Source organism: Xenophilus sp. Marseille-Q4582 (assembly GCF_916700565.1).
Classification (GTDB): domain Bacteria; phylum Pseudomonadota; class Gammaproteobacteria; order Burkholderiales; family Burkholderiaceae_C; genus Xenophilus.
In genome coordinates this window covers 466,330-485,891 of the sequence record NZ_CAKAKO010000001.1, presented here as the reverse complement: position 1 = coordinate 485,891, position 19,562 = coordinate 466,330, and the positions used below count along the sequence as shown (strand labels likewise).

Below are 19,562 nucleotides of genomic sequence, written 5' to 3'. Positions count from 1 at the left end.
TCGCGATCAGCTCTGGCTGAGTCGAAGGCGCTCCGCCTTGTCGAAGTGCAGCGGCTTCGATCGCCTCCTCGATGCATCGGCGTCCAGATTGCGCACGACTCCGGCCTTGACGAGGCGCACGAGCGAGCTTTGCAGTTCACCTGGAAGCCAGTTCGTGCCCTCGAGGATGTCTGCGAATTCAGCCGTTCCAATACGCCGTTCGCCCGCTGCAAGGTATCGGCGCCAGAAGGCATCAACATCGTCGGGGCTGCAGCGGCCGTCCGATGCCTCGATCTCCGGCTCGGTGCCGAACAAGTCGGTGACGCCGGTCCTTTGCTGACGAACCTCGATCTGCTTTGCAGCTCGAACCCGCCGTTGGACGAGATCCACTCGCTCGGAGATGTCCATGAACTCGACGATCCCCGTTGGATGGCTCGTCACATACACGAGGTGGTACTTGGTTCGCCGATGCAGCGGGTCGAGCACCGTGACGTAGGCCGAGCGAGCACGGTACCCGGGACGACCGCTTAGAACGCATGCCTTGAGACTCGTTCGGTATGCGTCGACCAGCGTCTCTTCGCGCTCGGATGGCTGAAGGCCGTCGAGGTTCACCGTCGCGCCCAACAACTTTGCCATCGCGTCTTGCCAAACGGCCATCGATGCCGTGCGGTTGATGAAGTTGTAGGCGAAGTTGATCAGGAACTCCGATCGTGGACGTTGAAGCAAAGGCCTCATCGTCTCGATCATGATGTCCTTCCAGCCCTTGGGATCGACGAAGAAGAAGGTGAACGCGCCTGGCCCGCACCACTTCAAAATGTCACCACGCAAGTCTACGAAGTCGCCATGCAGGCATGCCTGATCGACCGAAGGCGGCGCCTTCGAGCCAAGAAAACCCGAGAGCCGATCGAACGCGCCTTTGTCCTTCTCGACATACAGGGCGCGCATCGTGGCATCGACGCCGAGCGTTGCCAACGTCTTCTTGCAGGCGGCTAGCGTCTTCAGCGACAACGAAATCGACGTGCCATCAAGATCGTCATCCGGTGCGCCCCATGGTCCTGCAAAGCAGTCCACATAGCAGATTTCTGCGCGTCGTGCCTTCTTGGCGCTCATGCCGATGATGAGCACGAGCTTTTCAAGGTAGCTCTTGAGGAGCGCATGCTTCACCAGAGCCTGCTCGCGCCCTTCGTAGGCGTCCGGAATGATCGAAGTCAAGTTCGGCTGCTCCCCCAATGACGTTGATCCGCGCATGGCTCAGCCAGTCATGAAGAGCGTGCGCTGCGGTGGCGACAAGATCTGATCGCTGTCCATGATCTGCGCGGAAGATCGGCGCTTGGTACCGTCGACGCCGATGATCTCGACAGCCTTCTCATCCAGTAACTTCCCGATCGACTCACGGTAGATTCGCGCCGACGCCGGTGAACTGTTGCACGTGGTGGCGAACAATTCCCCGAAGCTGATCCCACTGTCGTCGGCGTACACGCGCCGTGGAATGTGCTCGGTCAATGCGGCGATGCTCGTGCGCCGCGCGACATCATCGAACTCGAATCCGAGGAGCGACTGACCAAGGTAAGCAGCATCATGACTCGGGTCGTAGCCAACCATCTGGAACATGTCGAGTCCGGCGCCGCCATAGTGGATGAAGTAATTGCTGTTGGCCCAGTGCACCTCCGTCATCACGTCACGAGCGCGATGATGCTGGGACATGTGGATCAGCCAATAGTCGCCGTGGCCTCCGCGATTGCGGATGAAGAACGGTGTGAAGTGGCGGGCGCCGCAGTTCTCGACGAGTCGACGGTAGAGCGTGCTCTGCAGGAAGAGCCGCCAGTCACGGTCGGAGGCCTTGATCTCCTCGACCGAACGGCCGCGGAAGATATCGGGTATGCCGAGTCCGTCGAGTAGACCCCTAACCTGATCGCCGTCGCTGGCGAAGTTCATGAACGAGTCGACCCCGAATGTCAGGATCACTTCCGCACTCGGCAGCGCATCGAAGATCTTGCGCAGGAGGTGCGTAGGTACTTCCTTGTAGCCGTACTGATCGAGCGCGAAGATCGAGCGGCCATTCTTCGGGCTCTTCTTCTTGATGAACCCAATGATCGCGTCCGCCTTGTCCTGGAACCGCGAGTGCTCGATGTAGATGCCGTTGCCGATCCTGTCGGCGTATCCAGCCTCACGCAGCACCTTGTCGAGATGCATCTGAGCGTGGCGGTCGGCCTCGCAGAAGAAGTAGTCGACCTGGAGTTGGACGGGCTTGCGCCGATCCTTGTTGATGTGGAACTCCGCCTCGCGCGTGGCTTCGAGGAAAATGAATGGCGAACCTTTGACGGGCTCGCGCGTGTCGTTGTGGACGTACAGTCCGCCGCCGGCAAACCCGTCGACAAGGGTCAGGCGCAGAACATCCTGGTTCGGCGAGCTGACGAGGGTGCGGAAGTACGCGGCGAGGTAGGCCTCAAGGATGCGGTGCTTTGCGACGCTGTGCTGCTGGATGAGGTCGGGGCCGTCTTTCCAGCTGTACTGTTTCAGCGTCATGCGGTCCTTCAGACGTGGGCGGACAGTACCGGCATGTCGTCCCAGGTTCTGCCCCCGAGCAGGCGGCCGTTGGCCTTCTTGGAGCGACGTTTGCCGTCGGCCCCCCAACCGCCCCACTGCTTGAAGAAGAACTGCACTCCCTGCTCCTCACATTGTTGGCGGATATTTTCAACCCATTCCAGTTTCATCGGGCGTGCCTTGGGCCCGGACTCGCCGCCAACAATGACCCACTGAATATCGGTTAGGTCGAGGTCACCAACATCTTCGAGCAGTGGCTCGACGGACAGGAAACGGATGCGCGCGTCGACTTTGCGCAAACCTTCGATGCGCGGCACGCCGTACTTACGGTCCTCGACGGAGACGCCGATCCAAGCGTTCGTGGGCACGTCGCGGGTTCGGAAGAAGGTAGCCAGGCGATCAGCTCGCTTGGTCAGCACCTGGAAGGTGTGCTGCGGACACTGCCTGATCACGTCGAAGACCTGGGCGATGTAGTTGTCGTCCACACCTTTGTGGAAAAGGTCGGACATCGAGTTGACGAAGTACACCGTCGGCTTCTTCCTCATCAGCGGCTCGGACAGACGATCCGGCAGGATCGTGAGCTTGAAGCCGTTCTCGTAGCCCGGCGTGCCCATGGCCTTCAGCCGCTTGGCCATCGACTCGGCGTAGCAGTGCTTGCAGCCGGGCGAAATCTTGGTGCAGCCCACAGTCGGATTCCAAGTTGCCTCGGTCCATTCGATTCGGCTTGCTTGCGACATGAGGGCATCCTAGTTCTTTAAAGTCTGTGCACGGCGTCTAGACCGCGCGCAGCACGTGCGTGACGACACCCCAGATGTGCAGGTCGTTCTTGTCGCCGACGGGGACATCGGCGAATTCGGGGTTGCTGGCTTCCAGCAACCAGCCAGTGGCCGTTCGCCTCAAGCGTTTGACGGTCAACTCGCCGTCGATGTCGGCGATGACGATGCGCCCGTCCTCGGCTGCCACGCCGCGATCGACCACCAGCTCGTCACCATCGGCGATGCCAGCATCGCGCATGGACCAGCCGGCGACCTTCATGAGGAAGGTGCTGCTCGGGTCGCGTACCAGGTGCTTGCCGAGATCGACAGCATCTTCTTGGTAATCGTCGCCAGAAGTGGGTTTGCCGGCACGAACTCGGCGACCGAGGACGGACACGGCGGTGGCGGTGCGAAACGTCGCGATGGGTTGCAGGCCGGCGCCATCAACGACGCCTCCAGGCGGGCGCTTCATCGCGGCCAGGTACCCCGCGACTACGGGCACAAGGCTGTGCGGCACTCTAACGGTCTTGGTGGGCTCGCCATAGGCAGCCTTGCGCCCGGCACCCTGTCGGGAACCGCCATGGCGAGGCGTGGATGAATGCGGTTGCATGATTTCGTGACAAATTCAAGTCTAGCATGCGACGCTGCTAAGCAGCACTCAGTCTGACCCTGATGGGAATGTCGTAGTGCCCGCCCAGCGACCGGTGCCGTCAGGCGCTGGACGGAATGACGCGCACCGAGCGGCGCGCTGTGGAGCGCGAAGTCAAGCGGCTGCAGCCGAGACAGGCAGCGGACGGCGCTACCCGACAAAACCCGACATTGCTCAGCATCGGTCGAGAGCCAAGGATATGCCCCCATTTTCCGAACCTGTGCCCCCACATGTGCCCCCATATGCCCCCGGATTGAGGCATACTTTCTCGGACGATTTTGGACGCTCAAACCGGGATTAAAGAGGGAAAAAAGAAAAAACCCGGACGTCGTTGGACGTTACCGGGCTTTGAGATGGTGCCGCTTGTCGGAATCGAACTGACGACCTACCGCTTACAAGGCGGTTGCTCTACCAACTGAGCTAAAACGGCGAAACGGTGATTCTAGTGGCAGGCGCAGGCCCGCTCCGGATTGCCCTCGCTCACTTGACGCGCTTGAGGGCGGGGCGGCCGCCATTGCCGCCCGGCTTGGGCGGATCGCCGGCCGGGCCTTCCTCGGCCTGCGCGACGTCCGCCGCGCCCGGCTCCACGGCGCGGTCTTCGGCCTCGTCGGCCACCAGCTGCATCACGCGCGGCTCCTCCGCGGGTGAGGCAGCGGGCTCGTCCGAAGAGACTGGCGCCACCACCGAGGGGAAGGCCATGCCCTGGCCGTTCTCGCGCGCATAGATCGCGACCACGCGGCCCACGGGCACGCTGATGTCGCGCGCCGTGCCGGCAAATCGGGCCTTGAACTCGATGTAGTCATTGCCCAGCTTGAGTGAGCTGGTCGCGTCGTAGCTGACGTTGAGCACGATTTCGCCGTTCTTGACGTATTCGCGCGGCACCTGCACCGTTTCGTCGACCTGCACCGCCAGGTAGGGCGTGAAGCCGTTGTCGGTGCACCATTCGTAGAGGGCCCGGATCAGGTAGGGCCGCAGCGAGGACGATTCGAGCGCGTTGATCATGAGAACACAGCGGGCACTCGGCGATGCGATTACTTGCGCATCACCTTTTCGGAGGGGGTCAGCGCCTCGATGTAGGCCGGGCGCGAGAAGATGCGCTCGGCATACTTGAGCAGCGGTGCGGCATTCTTGCTCAGGTCGATGCCGTAGTAGTCCAGGCGCCAGAGCAGCGGCGCGATGGCCACGTCCAGCATGGAGAAGTTCTCGCCCAGCATGTACTTGTTCTTCAGGAACACGGGGGCCAGTTGCGTGAGACGGTCGCGGATGTGCGAGCGGGCCTTCTCCAGGGCCTTCTCGTTGCCCTTCACGCTGCGGTTTTCCAGCGTCGAGACATGCACGAACAGTTCCTTCTCGAAGTTCAGGAGGAACAGGCGCACGCGGGCGCGGTCGACCGGGTCGCCGGGCATCAGCTGCGGATGGGGGAAGCGCTCGTCGATGTACTCGTTGATGATGTTCGACTCGTACAGGATCAGGTCGCGCTCGACCAGGATGGGCACCTGGCCGTACGGGTTCATCACGCTGATGTCTTCGGGCTTGTTGTACAGGTCGACGTCGCGGATCTCGAAATCCATGCCCTTCTCGAAAAGCACAAAGCGGCAGCGGTGGGAGAAAGGACAGGTCGTTCCCGAATACAGCACCATCATGGTGAAAGGCTCCTCAAAATCAAAAGGAGTGGGTGTGCCAACGGCAACCCACTCCACGTTCACATGCGACCGGCCGGGCCCCACGGGCGCCCGCCGGCGCGGCGATCACTTCACGTCTTTCCAGTACGCCGCATTCAGGCGCCACACCAGGACCAGCAGCACGCTCAGGAACAGCATGACCCACACGCCCAGGCGCACCCGGGTGTTCTGGGCCGGCTCGGCCATCCACTGCATGTACGCCACCAGATCGCCGATGGCTTCGTCGTACTGCTTGGGCGTCAGGGTGCCCGGCTTGACCTGCTCCCAGCCCTTGAAGACTTCGGATTCATGGCCGCCGTGGCTGACCTTCTCGTACACCGGGCGGCGCTCGCCCTGCAGTTCCCACAGCACGTGCGGCATGCCGACGCTCGGGTAGGCCAGATTGTTCCAGCCCGTGGCCTTCGTGTCGTCGCGGTAGTAGGTGCGCAGGTAGGTGTAGAGGTAATCGGCCCCCGTGCCGCCGTGGCCTGCACGCGAGCGCGCCACCAGTGTCAGGTCCGGCGGCACGCCGCCGAACCATTCCTTGGCTTCACGCGGCTCGATGTTGGCCTTCATCGTGTCGCCGACCTTTTCCGTCGTGAACAGCAGATTGTCCTTGATTTGCTGTTCGGTCAGGCCGATGTCCTGCAGGCGGTTGTAGCGCATGAAGGCGGCCGAGTGGCAGTTGAGGCAGTAGTTGACGAACAGCTTGGCGCCATGCTGCAGCGCGGCCAGGTCGTTCGTGCGGTTGGGTGCCTTGTCCCAGGCGATGCCGCCTTCGGCCGCCTGCGCACCCACGGCCATGCCCAGCGCCGTGACCAAGGTGAGGATCAGTTTCTTCATTCTTGTGTTCTCCGGGCTCAATGCGCCGAGTAGGTCACGCGGTCGGGCACGGTCTTGAACTCACCCAGTCGCGTCCACCACGGCATGAGCAGGAAGAAACCGAAATAGAACAGCGTGCCGACTTGCGACACCCGCTCGCCGATCGGCGACGGCGGCTGCACGCCCAGGTAGGCCAGGATCACGAAGTTGATGACGAACACGCCGTACAGGTACTTGTGCCAGTCGGGGCGGTAGCGGATCGACTTGACCGGGCTGTGGTCCAGCCAGGGCAGGAAGAACAGGATGATGACGGCGCCGCCCATCACGACCACGCCCCAGAACTTCGCGTCGATCGCCAGCATCAGCGCACAGGCGATCACGGCGGCCACCACGACCGCGCCCTTGGCCACGGAGGCCAGGCGCGTCTTGAGCACGCCGAACAGCGCCGCCAGCACCACGCAGGCGATGAGCACGTACATCATCTCGGTGGTGATGGCGCGCAGCATCGAATAGAAGGGCGTGAAGTACCACACCGGCGCGATGTGGTTGGGCGTCTTCAGCGGGTCGGCCGGGATGAAGTTGTTGTACTCGAGGAAGTAGCCGCCCATCTCGGGCGCGAAGAAGATCACCGCCGAGAAGACCAGCAGGAAGATCACCACGCCCAGCGCGTCATGCACCGTGTAGTAGGGATGGAAGGGAATGCCGTCCAGCGGCTTGCCGTTCTCGTCCTTGGTGGCCTTGATCTCCACGCCATCGGGGTTGTTGGAACCCACGTCGTGCAGTGCCAGCAGGTGCGCCACCACCAGGCCCAGCAGCACCAGCGGCACGGCGATCACGTGGAAGCTGAAGAAGCGGTTCAGCGTGGCGTCGCTCACCACGTAGTCGCCGCGGATCAGCAGCGCCAGGTCGGGACCGACCAGCGGCACGGCCGCGAACAGGTTCACGATCACCTGCGCGCCCCAGTAGGACATCTGGCCCCAGGGCAGCAGGTAGCCCATGAAGGCCTCGGCCATCAGGCACAGGAAGATCGCGCAGCCGAAGATCCAGACCAGCTCGCGCGGCTTGCGGTAGCTGCCATACAGCAGGCCGCGGAACATGTGCAGGTACACCACCACGAAGAAGGCAGAGGCGCCCGTGGAGTGCATGTAGCGGATCAGCCAGCCCCAGGGCACGTCGCGCATGATGTACTCGACCGAGGCGAAGGCGGTGTTCGCGTCGGGCTTGTAGTGCATCACCAGGAAGATGCCGGTGACGATCTGGATCACCAGCACCAGCAGCGCCAGCGAACCGAAGATGTACCAGAAGTTGAAGTTCTTGGGCGCGTAGTACTCCGCCATGTGGACGCGGTAGGCGTCGAACGCGGTGGGGAAGCGGTTGTGCAGCCAGTTGCCCACTTTGGCGCCCAGCGGGGCGTTCGGGGAGATTTCCTTGAATTCAGCCATGTGTGCGCTCCTCAGGCCGCTGCGTCGTCGCCGATCAGGAGGCGCGTGTCGGACAGGTACTTGTGCGGAGGCACGGGCAGGTTGTCGGGCGCGGGCTTGTTCTTGAACACGCGGCCGGCCAGATCGAAGGTCGAGCCGTGGCAGGGGCACAGGAAGCCGCCTTGCCAGTCGGCCGGCAGCGAAGGCTGCGCACCGGGCTGCAGCTTGTCGATGGGCGAGCAGCCCAGGTGCGTGCAGATGCCCACCACGACGAGGATTTCGGGCTTGATGGAACGCGCCGTGTTCTGCGCGTACTTGGGCGTGAATTCGGCCGGGTTGCGCTCGGAATTCGGATCGGCCAATTGGCCGTCCAGCTTGGGCAGCTCATCGATCTGCGCCTTGGAACGCTTGAGGATCCAGACCGGCCGGCCGCGCCATTCCACCGTGATCTTTTCGCCCTCCTGCATGGCACCGATGTCCACTTCGACGGGCGCCCCCGCGGCCTTGGCCCTTTCCGACGGCTGGAAGGTGCTGACGAAGGGAATGGCCGTTGCCACACCACCCACAGCGCCGGCACAACCGGAAGCGATCAACCATGTCCTCTTGCTGGCATCGACCTTCTTTGGATCGACCGGGATATCACTCATGGGGGTCCTCAAAGTACTTATGGCCTGTGGGGTCAACAAAGAATTGTAGCGGAGCGCTTCGAGCCGATTCAACGCGGGAAGCCCGTAGGCGACACGGCGCGCATCGAGGCACCGCTCTCTATACTCGGCCCGTTTTTCTCACCTCCTGAAGGTTTGCCATGGGTTTCTTCACCGAGTTTCGCGAGTTTGCGGTCAAGGGCAACGTCGTGGATCTGGCCGTCGGCGTGATCATCGGCGGCGCGTTCGGAAAGATCGTCGACTCGCTCGTGAGCGACGTGATCATGCCCGTGGTGGGCCTGATCTTCGGCAAGCTCGATTTCTCGAATCTCTATCTCGTGCTCGGCACCGTGCCGCCCGGCGTGGCCGACAACCTGACGGAGCTGAAGAAAGCCGGGGTGCCCGTGCTCGCCTATGGCAGCTTCATCACCATCCTGGTGAACTTCTGCATCCTGGCCTTCGTGATCTTCCTGATGGTCAAGCAGATCAACCGGCTGCGCCGCACCAAGGAAGAAGCCCCCACCGCACCGGAGGCACCGGCCGAAGACATCGTGCTGCTGCGCGAGATCCGCGACAGCCTCAAGCGCCCCTGAGCCCGCGGGTGCGCATGGCGCGCCCGGCACGAGCCCGTCGATGGCCGCGGCCGTCGGCGGGCTCGCCTGTTTTTAGAGTCCCGTGAGCTGACGCGCCATGCGCACGGCGGCCAACAGGCTGGCCGGGTCGGCCACGCCGCGGCCCGCGATGTCGAAGGCCGTGCCGTGGTCAGGGCTCGTGCGCACGAAGGGCAGGCCCAGCGTCACGTTCACGCCCTGCTCCACCCCCAGGTACTTGACGGGGATCAGCCCCTGGTCGTGGTACATCGCCAGCACCACGTCGAATTCCCGGAATACCCCGCCCTGCGCACGCGCGCGCATGAACACCGTGTCGGGAGGCCAGGGCCCGCTGGCCTGGATGCCTTCGGCCTGCGCCGCCGCGATGGCCGGCGCGATCAGGTCCAGCTCCTCACGGCCGAACAGGCCGCCCTCGCCCGCATGCGGATTCAGGCCTGCCACGGCAATGCGCGGTGCCGCGCCCAGCACGGCGCTGAGCGCCTGGTGCGTGATGCGCAAGGTCTGCAGCACGCCTTCGGTGCTCAGGCTCTCGATGGCCTGGCGCAGGGCCACGTGGATGCTGACCAGCACCGTGCGCAGCTCGTCGTTGGCCAGCATCATGCGCACCGGCACCTGCTCGATGCCCAGGCCCGCATGGGCCGCCGCTTCGGCCTGCAGCAGTTCGGTATGGCCCGGAAAGGGGAAGCCGGCCGCGGCCAGCGACGCCTTGTGCAGCGGTGCCGTGACCAAAGCCGCCACTTCACCGCGCAGCGCCGCGCGCGCGGCCCACACGACGGCATCGCCGGCCATGCGGCCCGCCTCGGCGCTGACCTGGCCGAGCACACACTCGGCGGCGGCAGGCGTGACGGCCTGCAGCACGGGCACGCAGCGCGCAGGCGCCTGAAGCGCCTGCGCGGCCTGATCGATCTGCGCCACCGGCCAGGGCACGTCGCCCTCGCCCGCCAGCGCCCGCACGGCTTGGCGCATCACCGCCACGTCGCCGGCCACGAAGCAACCCCGCATCAGGGCCGGCGCCTCGCGGAAGGCCTTGGCCAGGATCTCGGGCCCGATGCCGGCCGGATCGCCCTGCGTCAGCGCGATGGGCAAGGCGGCAGACCGCGCAGGCAGGGCAGCGGCGTTCATGCGGGGTTGTCGATGTCGATGAACCGGTGCGACAGGCCCAGCTGGGTCGCCACCTGCTGCGCCACGGCCGGCGCGCCATAGCGCTCGGTGGCATGGTGGCCGGCGGCAATGAAGCCCACGCCCAGTTCGCGCGCGTAATGCGCCTGCGGCTCGGACATCTCGCCTGTGATGAAGGCGTCGGCGCCGGCCGCGATGGCCGCCTCGAAGAAACCCTGCGCGCCTCCCGTGCACCAGGCCAGCGTGCGGATCGGCCGGCCCGGCGCGCCTGGCACGCATTGCACGGCACGGCCCAGGCGCGCGGCGACATGGTCGGCCAGCGCCTGCGCGTCGGCGAAGCCCTGGCCTTCGCCGGGCTCGCCCAGCCAGCCCAGGTCCTGGTCGCCGAAGCGGCTGCCCGCGCCCTCGCGCGCGACGAACCCCAGGTGCCGGCCCAGCTGCGCGTTATTGCCCAGTTGCGGGTGCGCGTCCAGCGGCAAGTGGTAGGCGTAGAGGTTGATGTCGTGCTGCAGCAGCAGGGCCAGGCGCTGCTTCATCCAGCCCGTCACGCGACCGTCCTGGCCGCGCCAGAACAGGCCGTGGTGCACGAAGATGGCATCGGCCTGCGCCTCGATGGCGGCCTCGATCAGCGCGCGGCTGGCCGTGACGCCGCTGACCAGCCGCCGCACGTCGCAGCGGCCTTCGACCTGCAGGCCATTGGGCCCGTAATCCTTGAAACGGGTCGGCTGCAGCAGGGCGTCGCAGGCTTGCAGCAGTTCATCGCGCGTGGTCATGGGCATCAGGGGATTGTCTCAGGCCGCGCCGCACGCGCTCAGGCGCGCGGCTGCCAGCCGCGCGAGGCGAAGGGCCACAGGCCGATCAGGAAGCCCAGCGCCGCCATCGCGGCCACGTAGTGCGCGGGCGCCATCAGGTCGTACTTCTGCCAGACGCTGATCAGCACCGGCGTGAGGCCGCCGAAGACCGCATAGGCCATGTTGTAGGCGAAGGACAGGCCGCTGAAGCGCACCGCCGGCGGGAAGGCCCGCACGCCCACGATGGGCAGCAGGGCGATCGAGCCGACGAAGAAGCCGATCAGCGCGTAGCTCCACACCAGGGACTCGGGCGTGCCGGGCAGGCCGGTGTAGAAGAGATAGGTGGTCGCCAGCAGGCCGCCCCATCCCACCAGCATCACGGTGCGCGTGCCGAGCCGGTCGGAAGCCCAGCCCACCACCGCGCAGCCGATTGTCAGCGTGAAGGTGGCGGCCAGGTTGGCCTGCAGCGACAGCTTGGCCGGAATCTGGAACACCTTCTGCAGGTAGGCCGGCGTGAACAGGATCACCACCACGATGGCCGTGGACAGCACCCAGGTCATGAGCGCCACCAGCACGATGGCGGTGCGGTGCTCGCGCAGCACGGTCTTCAGCGGCAGTTCGCGCGCCACCTTCTTGCGCTCGGCCAGCTCCTGGAACACGGGCGTTTCCTCCAGGAAGCGGCGCAGGTACACGGACACCATGCCGAACACGCCACCCAGAAGGAAGGGGATGCGCCAGGCCCAGTCATGGATTTGCGCCGGCGTGTAGCCGGTGTTGAGCGCCACGGCGATCAGCGAGCCCAGCAGGATGCCGCCCGTGATGCCCGCCGTGAGCGTGCCCACGGCCATGCCGTAGTGGCGCTTGGGCACATGCTCGGCCACGAAGACCCAGGCGCCCGGCATCTCGCCGCCGATGGCCGCGCCCTGCAGGATGCGCATGGCCAGCAGCAGCAGCGGCGCCGCGATGCCGATGGAGGCGTAGGTGGGCAGCAGGCCGATCACGAGCGTGGGCAGCGACATCAGGAAGATCGACAGCGTGAACATGCGCTTGCGGCCCAGGATGTCGCCGAAATGCGCGATGACGATGCCGCCCAGCGGCCGCGCCAGGTAGCCGGCCGCGAAGATGCCCAGCGTCTGCAGCTGGCGCAGCCAGTCCGGCATGTCGGCCGGGAAGAACAGCGCGCCCAGCACGTTGGCGAAGAACACGAAGACGACGAAGTCGTAGAACTCCAGCGTGCCGCCGAGCGCGGACAGGCCCAGGGTCTGGTAGTCGCGCCGGCCGAGCGGTCGTGGCGCAGGGGCCGCCTCGGCGGCCGGGAGCGGAAGGGAAGTGGAATTCATGGCGATGACAGATCGATCGCGGGCCCGGCCGCATCGAAGACGGGCTGGGCAGGCGTCGGGCGCCTCGACCCGCACCGGGCCGGCGGCCGGTCGGGCTGCAGCGGGGCGGCGGAAGGCAAAAAAGCGTGCAGCGGCGCACCGGGTGGGCAAGCGGCGTGCAGGGCGGGGCCTGGATAAAGCCAATCCGATTCTAGGTGTTTACCCTATATTCCGCGGCGAAACGCCATTGTCCGACCCGCGCGCGCGGCCATCCGGAAGCGGGGGCTGACGGACAATCGCGGCCCCGCCGCGCGCTGCGTTCCTTGCCCGCGCTTGCGCGCGGCTCCTTCCGTCCCTCGTCCACCCGCCCTTTTTCATGAAGCGCCTCTGGTTGTTGTTTTCCCAGGCCGTCACGGTCCTGCTCGCCGCCTTCTTCGTGGTTGCCACGCTCAAGCCGCAATGGGTGCAGCGCGGCGCGGCGAGCTCCCTGGGCGGCGTGGTGTCCATCATCGAGGCGCCCGTCGGCGGCGGCCCGGCCGTGCCCGCGCCCGGCAGCTACAGTGCGGCGGCGCAGAAGGCTTCGCCGGCGGTAGTCAGCATCAACACCAGCAAGGCGGTGCGGCCACATCCGTACAGCAACGACCCCTTCTTCCGCTTCTTCTTCGGCGACCAGGCGCAGAGCCAGCCGCAGGTGGGCCTGGGCAGCGGCGTGATCGTGAGTCCCGAGGGCTACATCCTCACCAACAACCACGTGATCGAAAGCGCGGACGAGATCGAGGTGCATCTGGCCGATGGCCGCCAGGCGCTGGCCAAGGTCATCGGGACCGATCCCGACACCGATCTGGCGGTGCTGAAGATCGACCTGGACCGCCTGCCCGTCATCGTGATCGGCGATTCGGACCAGCTGCTGGTCGGCGACCAGGTGCTGGCCATCGGCAACCCCTTCGGCGTCGGCCAGACCGTGACCAGCGGCATCGTCTCGGCACTGGGGCGCAACCAGCTGGACATCAGCACCTTCGAGAACTTCATCCAGACGGACGCGGCCATCAACCCGGGCAATTCCGGCGGCGCGCTGGTGGACATCAACGGCAACCTGCTGGGCATCAACACCGCCATCTACTCGCGCTCGGGCGGCAGCATGGGCATCGGTTTCGCCATCCCGGCCTCCATGGCCAAGCTGGTGCTCGAAGGCATCGTGCGCGACGGCAAGGTCACGCGCGGCTGGATCGGCGTGGAGCCGAGCGACCTGTCTCCCGAGCTGGCCGAGACCTTCGGCGTCAAGGCGAGCTCGGGCGTGATCATCACGGGCGTGCTGCAGAACGGCCCCGCGGCGCAGGCCGGCATCCGCCCCGGCGACGTGATCACCGAAGTCGGCGACAGGAAGGTCGCCAACTTCAAGGAACTGCTGACCGCCGTGGCCAACCTGCGCCCGGGCACGGCCTCGCCGTTCACGGTCCAGCGCGGCAGCGACACCCTGTCACTGCAGGTCACGCCCGGCACGCGGCCGTCGCAGCCGGTGCGGCGCATGCCGGGGCAGTAGCAAGGGCCGTCGAGCGCAGGTGCCGCGCCGGCGCAGCAAGGAGGCGGCGGCCTTGCGCATGGGCCGCCCGTCCATGCCGGGGCCATGTCCGGGCGGCTGCGGCCCGAGCGCGTGTCCTGACTGGCTGGAAGATAGGAAGGCCCTCGCCTCGCCCGCCGGGCCATCCGAGGGAGCGCACGCAACGAGGGCGGCCGCGAGCGCCGTGCATCGCGTCCGAACGCGCCAAACCGGCGCCCGCAGCGCCCGGCCCCGCCTCAGGACTGCGACGAGGAATCCGCCTCTTCGGGTGAGCGGCTGCTGCGCGAGAAGTACTGCGCCGCGACGATGCCCACCTCGTAGAGCAGGCACATCGGGACGGCCAGCGCCAGCTGGGAGATCACGTCGGGCGGCGTGACCACGGCCGCCACCACGAAGGCCACCACGATGAAGTAGCCGCGGAAGGAACGCAGCTTCTCGATGGTCACCATGTCGAAGCGCACCAGCAGCATCACCACGATGGGCACCTGGAAGGCCAGGCCGAAGGCCAGGTACAGCGACAGGATCGCCTCCACGTACGAGGCAATGTCCGGCGTGGCCGCCACCGCGGCGGGCGTGAACTTCTGGATGAAGCCGAACATCTTGTCCAGCACGAAGAGCTGCACGAAGGCGATGCCCGCATAGGCCAGCAGGCTGCCGAACACGATCAGCGGCAGTGCGAAACGCTTTTCATGGCTGTAGAGGCCAGGGGCCACGAACATCCACGCCTGGTACATCAGCCAGGGCAGCGCCAGCAGCACGGCGGCCATCATCAGCACCTTGAGCGGCACGAAGAAAGGCGAGAACACGCCGACCGCGATCAGCTTGGCGTCCGGCGGCATGTGCGCACGGATGGGCATGGCGATCAGGTCGATCAGCCCGCCGGGGCCGGGCCACAGCGCCAGCAGCACGCCCGCCGCCACCACTCCATAGACGCAGTAGAGCAGCCGGTCGCGCAGCTCGGCCAGGTGGGCGACAAAGGGCTGCTCGGTGCCGGCCAGCTCGTCTTCTTTGTTCTTGGGGTCGGAATCAGCCATCACGCAGGGGGCGCCGGGCCGTGGGGGCGGCGCCGGATGGGAAGGAGAAAGAAATCAAGGACCGCCGCGCAGGCGGCCTTACTTGAAGCGATGCGGGCGGTAGCGGGCCACCCGCGCAGCGCCCGACAACGCCTTGGTGCGCACGCCGGCACGCGCCTTGTACCAGTGCGGCACGGCGCCCTGCTTCAGGCGCCATTTCTTGCCGGGGTGCTTGTAGGTGGGATAGAGGGGGGCCGGCTCGTAGCTGCTGGCGGTGTCGAGTCCGCTGCCCTCGCCCTCCTGCGGAAAGCTCAGCTGGTCCTGCACGTCCTGGGCACCGCTGCGGATGCTGCCTTCCACGTCGCGCGCCGCACCCTCCACCGTTTCCTTCATCTTGCGCAGCTCATCCAGCTCCATGGAGCGGTTGACCTCGGCCTTGACGTCGTTGACGTAGCGCTGCGCCTTGCCCAGCAGCGTGCCCACGGTGCGGGCCACGCGCGGCAGCTTCTCGGGGCCGATGACGATCAGCGCCACCGCGCCGATCAGCGCGATCTTGGAAATGCCGAGGTCGATCACGGATCAGTCGGTCAGGAAGACACGCTGCGGATCAGGACTTCTGGCGCGCTTCGACGTCGATGGTCGACTTGTCGGCATTGGCGTTGCTGGCCTGCACCTGCTGCGGGGCGGCCGCGGGCGCGTCGGACGCCCCGTCCTTCATGCCGTCCTTGAAACCCTTGACGGCGCCGCCGAGGTCGGAGCCCATGTTCTTGAGCTTCTTGGTGCCGAAGATCATGACGACCACGAGCAAAACGATGAGCCAGTGCCAGATGGAAAGGGTACCCATGGTGGATTTCTCCTGAAGAATCGTGAGATTTTAGTGGGCGGGCCGCGACGGCTCAGCCCTTGAGCCACGGGCGCGGGCCGCCCATGACGTGAACGTGCAGGTGATGCACCTCCTGTCCCCCTTCGGCGCCCGTGTTGACCACCACGCGAAAACCCCCATCGGGGTACGGGTTGCAGCCGTTTTCGAGCGCCAGCCGGGGCGCAAGCGTCATCAGCCTGCCCATCAGGCCTGCGTCCTGCGGCGTGAGCTGGGCCATGGAGGCGATGTGCTTCCTGGGCACCAGCAGGAAGTGCACGGGCGCCCAGGGCGCGATGTCATGGAAGCCGACAAGCTCTTCGTCCTCGTAGACCTTCTTCGAGGGAATCTGGCCGGCGATGATCTTGCAGAAGATGCAGTTCGGGTCGTGGGCCACGGGGGCGGAAGCGGTCAAGGCGGAACTCCGGGTCGGAAACGGTCGAGGCACGAGGTCAAGCGTCCATGGGGCGCCCGGCATGCAGCCGCACCATGCCCTTGACGATGCGATAGAGGAACCACAGCGAGATCAGTGTCCACGCGATCCAGCCCGGCACCAGCAGCAGAAGCCACAGCCAGGAGGTCAGCAGGTACAGCAGGCCGGCCCACAGCACCGAGCGGATGCGCCAGCTGAAGTGCGAGGCCTGCCAGGTGCCCTGCGCATCGTCGCGCTTGACGAAGTCGATCAGCAGCGCGGCCAGCAGGATCAGCACGGAGACCTGCGCGCCCGGCACCACGGCGCCAATGGCCACCGCCAGGTGCAGCAGGTAGCTGACCCAGCCGATGGTGCGCAGCGATTCCTCGTTCTTGTCGGTGACGGTGACGATGTCATTGGCCATGGGCATGAACTCCTTGGTGAACAGGGGTCAACAGGGGTCGTCGGCAGGCGGGCGCGCTCAGTCGCCCGAAGCCTCGCGCCCCTGCGCCTTGCGCAGCGCCTTTTCTTCGATGCCGCTGGTGCCTTCGCGGCGCGCCAGTTCGGCCGCCACGTCGCGCGGGGCCAGGCCGTAATGGGCCAGCGCCACCATGCTGTGGAACCACAGATCGGCCACTTCGTTGACGATCTTCTGGCGGTCGCCGCCGTGGTCCGCGTCCTTGGCGGCCAGCACCACCTCGGTCGCCTCCTCGCCGATCTTCTTGAGGAAGGCGTCGGGGCCCTTGTGCAGCAGGCGCGCCACGTAGCTCGCCTCGGGGTCGCCGCCGCGGCCCGGCAGGCGGCTGTCGATCACGGCGGCCAGCCGGTCCAGCACGTCACCCGTAACGAGGGCGGAATCAGGGGCAGCTGCAGTCATCGTTCGCGTCATTTGTAGATGGATTCCGGGTCTTTCAAGACCGGATCGACGGCCTGCCAGGCGCCGTTCTCGTATTTCTGGAAGAAGCAGCTGTGGCGCCCCGTGTGGCAGGCGATGCCGGGCTCGTGCCCCTGCTGTGTCACTTCGAGCAGCACCACGTCGTTGTCGCAATCGAGCCGGATGCCGTGCACGGTCTGCACATGGCCCGATTCCTCGCCCTTGAACCACAGCTTGCTGCGCGAGCGGCTGAAGTACACGGCGCGGCCCAGCTCAGCCGTCTTGGCCAGCGCCTCGCGGTTCATCCACGCGAACATCAGCACGTCCTTGCTGCCGCGTTCCTGCGCAATCACCGGCACGAGGCCGGCGGCGTCCCATTTCACATCATCCAACCAGTTCATTGCCATCCATTGTGTCGCACAGCCGTGTCAGCGGCCGGCATCCGCCCTGGCGTCAGGGCTTTGGCGGCCGGGGCCGGCGCATGCCGGCCTCAAACCGCGCGCGGGCGCCGCTTCGCCCGGGTCCAGGTCCAGGCGACATGCAGCGCCGCGCCCAGCAGCAGGCCGACGCCGTCGGCCCACAGGTCGCCCCATTCCGCCATGCGGTAGGCAGTGAAGGACTGCAGCCCCTCGATCAGCGCACCGTAGGCCCACAGGCCGGGCAGAACCGCCAGCCAGCGGCCCGGGAAGGCCCGCAATCCCAGGACACCCAGCACCGCGAAGCCCAGGGCATGGTTGCTCTTGTCCCAGCCGGTGGAGGGCAGTTCCGGGCCGGGCGGCATCAGGCTCAGCGCCATCACCGCGGCCATGGCCAGTCCGAACAGCACGCGCCACAGCACGGAAGAGCGCAACAGCGTGCCCCTCACTGGCGCACCGGAATGCCGCGCGCCGCCATGCGCGCCTTGGCCTCGCCCACCGTGTGCTCGCCGTAATGGAAGATGCTGGCGGCCAGCACGGCATCGGCGCCGCCCTGCTGCACACCGTCGGCCAGATGGTCCAGGTTGCCCACGCCGCCCGAGGCGATGACCGGCACGCTCACGGCCTCGCTCACGGCGCGCGTGAGCTCCAGGTCGAAGCCGCTCTTGGTGCCGTCGCGGTCCATGCTGGTCAGCAGGATCTCGCCCGCGCCGCGGCGCGCCATTTCGGCCGCCCACTGCACGGCGTCCAGGCCAGTGTTCTTGCGCCCGCCGTGGCTGTACACGTCCCAGCCCGCGCCGCGCGTGGCAGCTTCTTCGGGGCTGCGGCGCTTGGCGTCGATGGCGACCACGATGCACTGCGCGCCGTACTTGCGCGAGGCGTCCTCGATGACCTGCGGATTGGCGATGGCGGCCGAATTGAAGCTGGTCTTGTCGGCACCGGCATTGAGCAGGCGCCGCACGTCGTCCACCGTGCGCACGCCGCCGCCCACCGTGAGCGGAATGAAGACCTGCGAAGCCACGGCTTCGATGATGGGCAGGATCAGGTCGCGGCCGTCGCTGGTGGCCGTGATGTCGAGGAAGGTCAGCTCGTCGGCGCCCTGCGCGTTGTAGCGCGCGGCGATCTCCACCGGGTCGCCCGCATCGCGCAGTTCGACGAAGTTGACGCCCTTGACGACACGGCCGCCCGTCACGTCGAGGCAGGGAATGATGCGTTTGGCAAGCATGGGAAAGTCAGAAGAAAAACGGTTCAGGCCTGCACGAGAAGCTCTTGCCAGGCTTGCCACTGCGCGCCGGGCGCGAGCAGCACGGGAGTGTCGATGCAGGCGGCCTCCACGCAGAGCATGTGGCGCCAGCCGTCGTCGGGCAGGTCGGTGAGGCGGGCGCTCAGCGCCGGGCCCGGGTTCCAGACCACGGTTTCGGGGCAACTGGCGCTTTGCGCGATCTGCAGGCGGCGATGGCCGTCCAGCAGATGCAGCGGCGTGCCGGGTGCGGCGTACACGCTGTCGAACTCCTCGCCGAAGCGCAGCGCAGACGCCGTCTCGGTGCCGCGCACATCGCGCACGGCGTCCCAGCGGGCGGCGCCTTCCAGTCCCTCCAGGCGCGCGGTGGTCGCATCCTGCACGCGCAGGTAGCTGTGCAGCGCGGCGGTGAAGGGCCAGGGCCTGTCCTGCGTGTGGCCCGTGTTGCGCACGGTCAGCGTCAGGCGCAGGCGCTGCGGCGCCAGGTGCACGGCCAGCTCGGCCTCGAAGCGCTCGGGCCAGAAGGCGCGCGTCGCGGCGCTGTCGGACAGGCGCAGACGCAAAGTGTCGGTTTCGGCCGCATCTGGAGTCACCACCACCTGCCAAGGCAGGTTGCGCACGAAGCCATGCTTGATCAGCGGGCCGCGCATGTTGAACTGCGGCCAGCACACCGGCACGCCGCCGCGGATCGCGCTGCGGCCGTCGAACAGCGCCTGCGGGCTCAGGTACAGCCGCTCGGTGCCGTCGGCCGTCTGCCACGACAGCACATGGGCGCCATGCAGCGCCACCATCACGCGGTCGCCCTGCGGCAAGCGCACGGCGACGGCGGGCTGGCCGCGGAATTCCAGGGATTCGGTGAACGCCATGCCGCGATT

Annotated in this window: 24 protein-coding genes and 1 tRNA gene; 2 read left to right on the top strand and 23 right to left on the bottom strand. The window is 66.4% G+C overall.

What is annotated here, in order from left to right; all coding sequences use genetic code 11:
* Positions 1-6: 6 nt before the first annotated feature.
* The 10 genes from tcmP to petA form a co-directional block, all read right to left on the bottom strand.
* Entirely contained in the window at positions 7-1,191 is a 1,185-nt protein-coding gene (tcmP, locus tag LG388_RS02320) for a three-Cys-motif partner protein TcmP (protein WP_225781229.1), read from the bottom strand.
* 39 nt (positions 1,192-1,230) lie between these two features.
* The gene (locus LG388_RS02315) at positions 1,231-2,505 is read right to left on the bottom strand and encodes a three-Cys-motif partner protein TcmP (protein WP_225781228.1); all 1,275 of its coding nucleotides are present in this window, start codon (positions 2,503-2,505) and stop codon (positions 1,231-1,233) included.
* Positions 2,506-2,513: 8 nt separating this feature from the next.
* Positions 2,514-3,260 (bottom strand): DUF5131 family protein, encoded by a 747-nt coding sequence (locus LG388_RS02310; RefSeq protein ID WP_225781227.1) that lies wholly within the window; start codon positions 3,258-3,260, stop codon positions 2,514-2,516.
* A 37-nt stretch (positions 3,261-3,297) separates the two neighbouring features.
* Positions 3,298-3,888 (bottom strand): LexA family transcriptional regulator, encoded by a 591-nt coding sequence (locus LG388_RS02305; protein WP_225781226.1) that lies wholly within the window; start codon positions 3,886-3,888, stop codon positions 3,298-3,300.
* Positions 3,889-4,281: 393 nt separating this feature from the next.
* A tRNA-Thr gene (locus LG388_RS02300) sits at positions 4,282-4,357 on the bottom strand.
* Between the two features lie 50 nt (positions 4,358-4,407).
* Positions 4,408-4,929 (bottom strand): ClpXP protease specificity-enhancing factor, encoded by a 522-nt coding sequence (locus tag LG388_RS02295; RefSeq protein WP_225781225.1) that lies wholly within the window; start codon positions 4,927-4,929, stop codon positions 4,408-4,410.
* 29 nt (positions 4,930-4,958) lie between these two features.
* Positions 4,959-5,570 (bottom strand): glutathione S-transferase N-terminal domain-containing protein, encoded by a 612-nt coding sequence (locus LG388_RS02290; protein ID WP_225781224.1) that lies wholly within the window; start codon positions 5,568-5,570, stop codon positions 4,959-4,961.
* 105 nt (positions 5,571-5,675) lie between these two features.
* A complete protein-coding gene (locus LG388_RS02285) occupies positions 5,676-6,431 on the bottom strand; it encodes a cytochrome c1 (protein WP_225781223.1) in 756 nt (251 codons plus the stop codon).
* A 17-nt stretch (positions 6,432-6,448) separates the two neighbouring features.
* Positions 6,449-7,852 carry a cytochrome bc complex cytochrome b subunit gene (locus LG388_RS02280; protein WP_225781222.1) on the bottom strand — a complete coding sequence of 468 codons (1,404 nt, stop codon included), beginning with the start codon at positions 7,850-7,852 and terminating at the stop codon, positions 6,449-6,451.
* 11 nt (positions 7,853-7,863) lie between these two features.
* Positions 7,864-8,478, bottom strand: a complete 615-nt coding sequence (gene petA / locus LG388_RS02275) for a ubiquinol-cytochrome c reductase iron-sulfur subunit (protein ID WP_225781221.1) — start codon at positions 8,476-8,478, stop codon at positions 7,864-7,866.
* Positions 8,479-8,636: 158 nt separating this feature from the next.
* Here petA and mscL point away from each other — a divergent pair, with 158 nt between their 5' ends.
* Complete coding sequence (gene mscL / locus LG388_RS02270) at positions 8,637-9,068, top strand: large conductance mechanosensitive channel protein MscL (protein WP_225781220.1); 432 nt, start codon at positions 8,637-8,639, stop codon at positions 9,066-9,068.
* 72 nt (positions 9,069-9,140) lie between these two features.
* Here the strand turns inward: mscL and pdxA are convergent, their stop codons facing one another.
* From pdxA to LG388_RS02255, 3 genes are read right to left on the bottom strand one after another with little or no spacing between them, the layout of a single operon-like run.
* Entirely contained in the window at positions 9,141-10,208 is a 1,068-nt protein-coding gene (gene pdxA / locus LG388_RS02265; protein ID WP_225781219.1) for a 4-hydroxythreonine-4-phosphate dehydrogenase PdxA, read from the bottom strand.
* Positions 10,205-10,984, bottom strand: a complete 780-nt coding sequence (locus tag LG388_RS02260; protein WP_225781218.1) for a Nif3-like dinuclear metal center hexameric protein — start codon at positions 10,982-10,984, stop codon at positions 10,205-10,207. The genes pdxA and LG388_RS02260 overlap by 4 nt, the downstream gene beginning before the upstream one ends.
* Before the next feature lie 32 nt (positions 10,985-11,016).
* The gene (locus tag LG388_RS02255; protein ID WP_225781217.1) at positions 11,017-12,336 is read right to left on the bottom strand and encodes an MFS transporter; all 1,320 of its coding nucleotides are present in this window, start codon (positions 12,334-12,336) and stop codon (positions 11,017-11,019) included.
* Between the two features lie 355 nt (positions 12,337-12,691).
* Between LG388_RS02255 and LG388_RS02250 the strand changes: the two genes are divergently transcribed.
* Positions 12,692-13,855 carry a Do family serine endopeptidase gene (locus LG388_RS02250; protein WP_225781216.1) on the top strand — a complete coding sequence of 388 codons (1,164 nt, stop codon included), beginning with the start codon at positions 12,692-12,694 and terminating at the stop codon, positions 13,853-13,855.
* Between the two features lie 254 nt (positions 13,856-14,109).
* Here the strand turns inward: LG388_RS02250 and tatC are convergent, their stop codons facing one another.
* The 10 genes from tatC to LG388_RS02200 form a co-directional block, all read right to left on the bottom strand.
* The gene (gene tatC / locus LG388_RS02245; protein ID WP_225781215.1) at positions 14,110-14,907 is read right to left on the bottom strand and encodes a twin-arginine translocase subunit TatC; all 798 of its coding nucleotides are present in this window, start codon (positions 14,905-14,907) and stop codon (positions 14,110-14,112) included.
* Between the two features lie 78 nt (positions 14,908-14,985).
* Positions 14,986-15,462, bottom strand: coding sequence for a Sec-independent protein translocase protein TatB (gene tatB, locus LG388_RS02240; protein WP_225781214.1), 477 nt, complete (start codon positions 15,460-15,462; stop codon positions 14,986-14,988).
* A 31-nt stretch (positions 15,463-15,493) separates the two neighbouring features.
* Positions 15,494-15,730, bottom strand: a complete 237-nt coding sequence (gene tatA / locus LG388_RS02235; protein WP_225781213.1) for a Sec-independent protein translocase subunit TatA — start codon at positions 15,728-15,730, stop codon at positions 15,494-15,496.
* A gap of 52 nt (positions 15,731-15,782) precedes the next feature.
* Positions 15,783-16,142 (bottom strand): histidine triad nucleotide-binding protein, encoded by a 360-nt coding sequence (locus tag LG388_RS02230; protein WP_225781799.1) that lies wholly within the window; start codon positions 16,140-16,142, stop codon positions 15,783-15,785.
* 55 nt (positions 16,143-16,197) lie between these two features.
* Positions 16,198-16,581 carry a hypothetical protein gene (locus tag LG388_RS02225; protein ID WP_225781212.1) on the bottom strand — a complete coding sequence of 128 codons (384 nt, stop codon included), beginning with the start codon at positions 16,579-16,581 and terminating at the stop codon, positions 16,198-16,200.
* A gap of 57 nt (positions 16,582-16,638) precedes the next feature.
* Positions 16,639-17,034: a phosphoribosyl-ATP diphosphatase gene (locus LG388_RS02220; RefSeq protein ID WP_225781211.1), complete on the bottom strand. Its 396-nt coding sequence runs from the start codon at positions 17,032-17,034 to the stop codon at positions 16,639-16,641.
* Positions 17,035-17,042: 8 nt separating this feature from the next.
* Positions 17,043-17,432, bottom strand: a complete 390-nt coding sequence (gene hisI / locus LG388_RS02215) for a phosphoribosyl-AMP cyclohydrolase (protein WP_225781210.1) — start codon at positions 17,430-17,432, stop codon at positions 17,043-17,045.
* Between the two features lie 89 nt (positions 17,433-17,521).
* Positions 17,522-17,881: a VanZ family protein gene (locus tag LG388_RS02210; RefSeq protein ID WP_370630079.1), complete on the bottom strand. Its 360-nt coding sequence runs from the start codon at positions 17,879-17,881 to the stop codon at positions 17,522-17,524.
* 11 nt (positions 17,882-17,892) lie between these two features.
* Positions 17,893-18,672, bottom strand: a complete 780-nt coding sequence (gene hisF / locus LG388_RS02205; RefSeq protein WP_225781209.1) for an imidazole glycerol phosphate synthase subunit HisF — start codon at positions 18,670-18,672, stop codon at positions 17,893-17,895.
* Between the two features lie 23 nt (positions 18,673-18,695).
* Complete coding sequence (locus tag LG388_RS02200; protein ID WP_225781208.1) at positions 18,696-19,553, bottom strand: D-hexose-6-phosphate mutarotase; 858 nt, start codon at positions 19,551-19,553, stop codon at positions 18,696-18,698.
* Between the last annotated feature and the right edge of the window lie 9 nt (positions 19,554-19,562).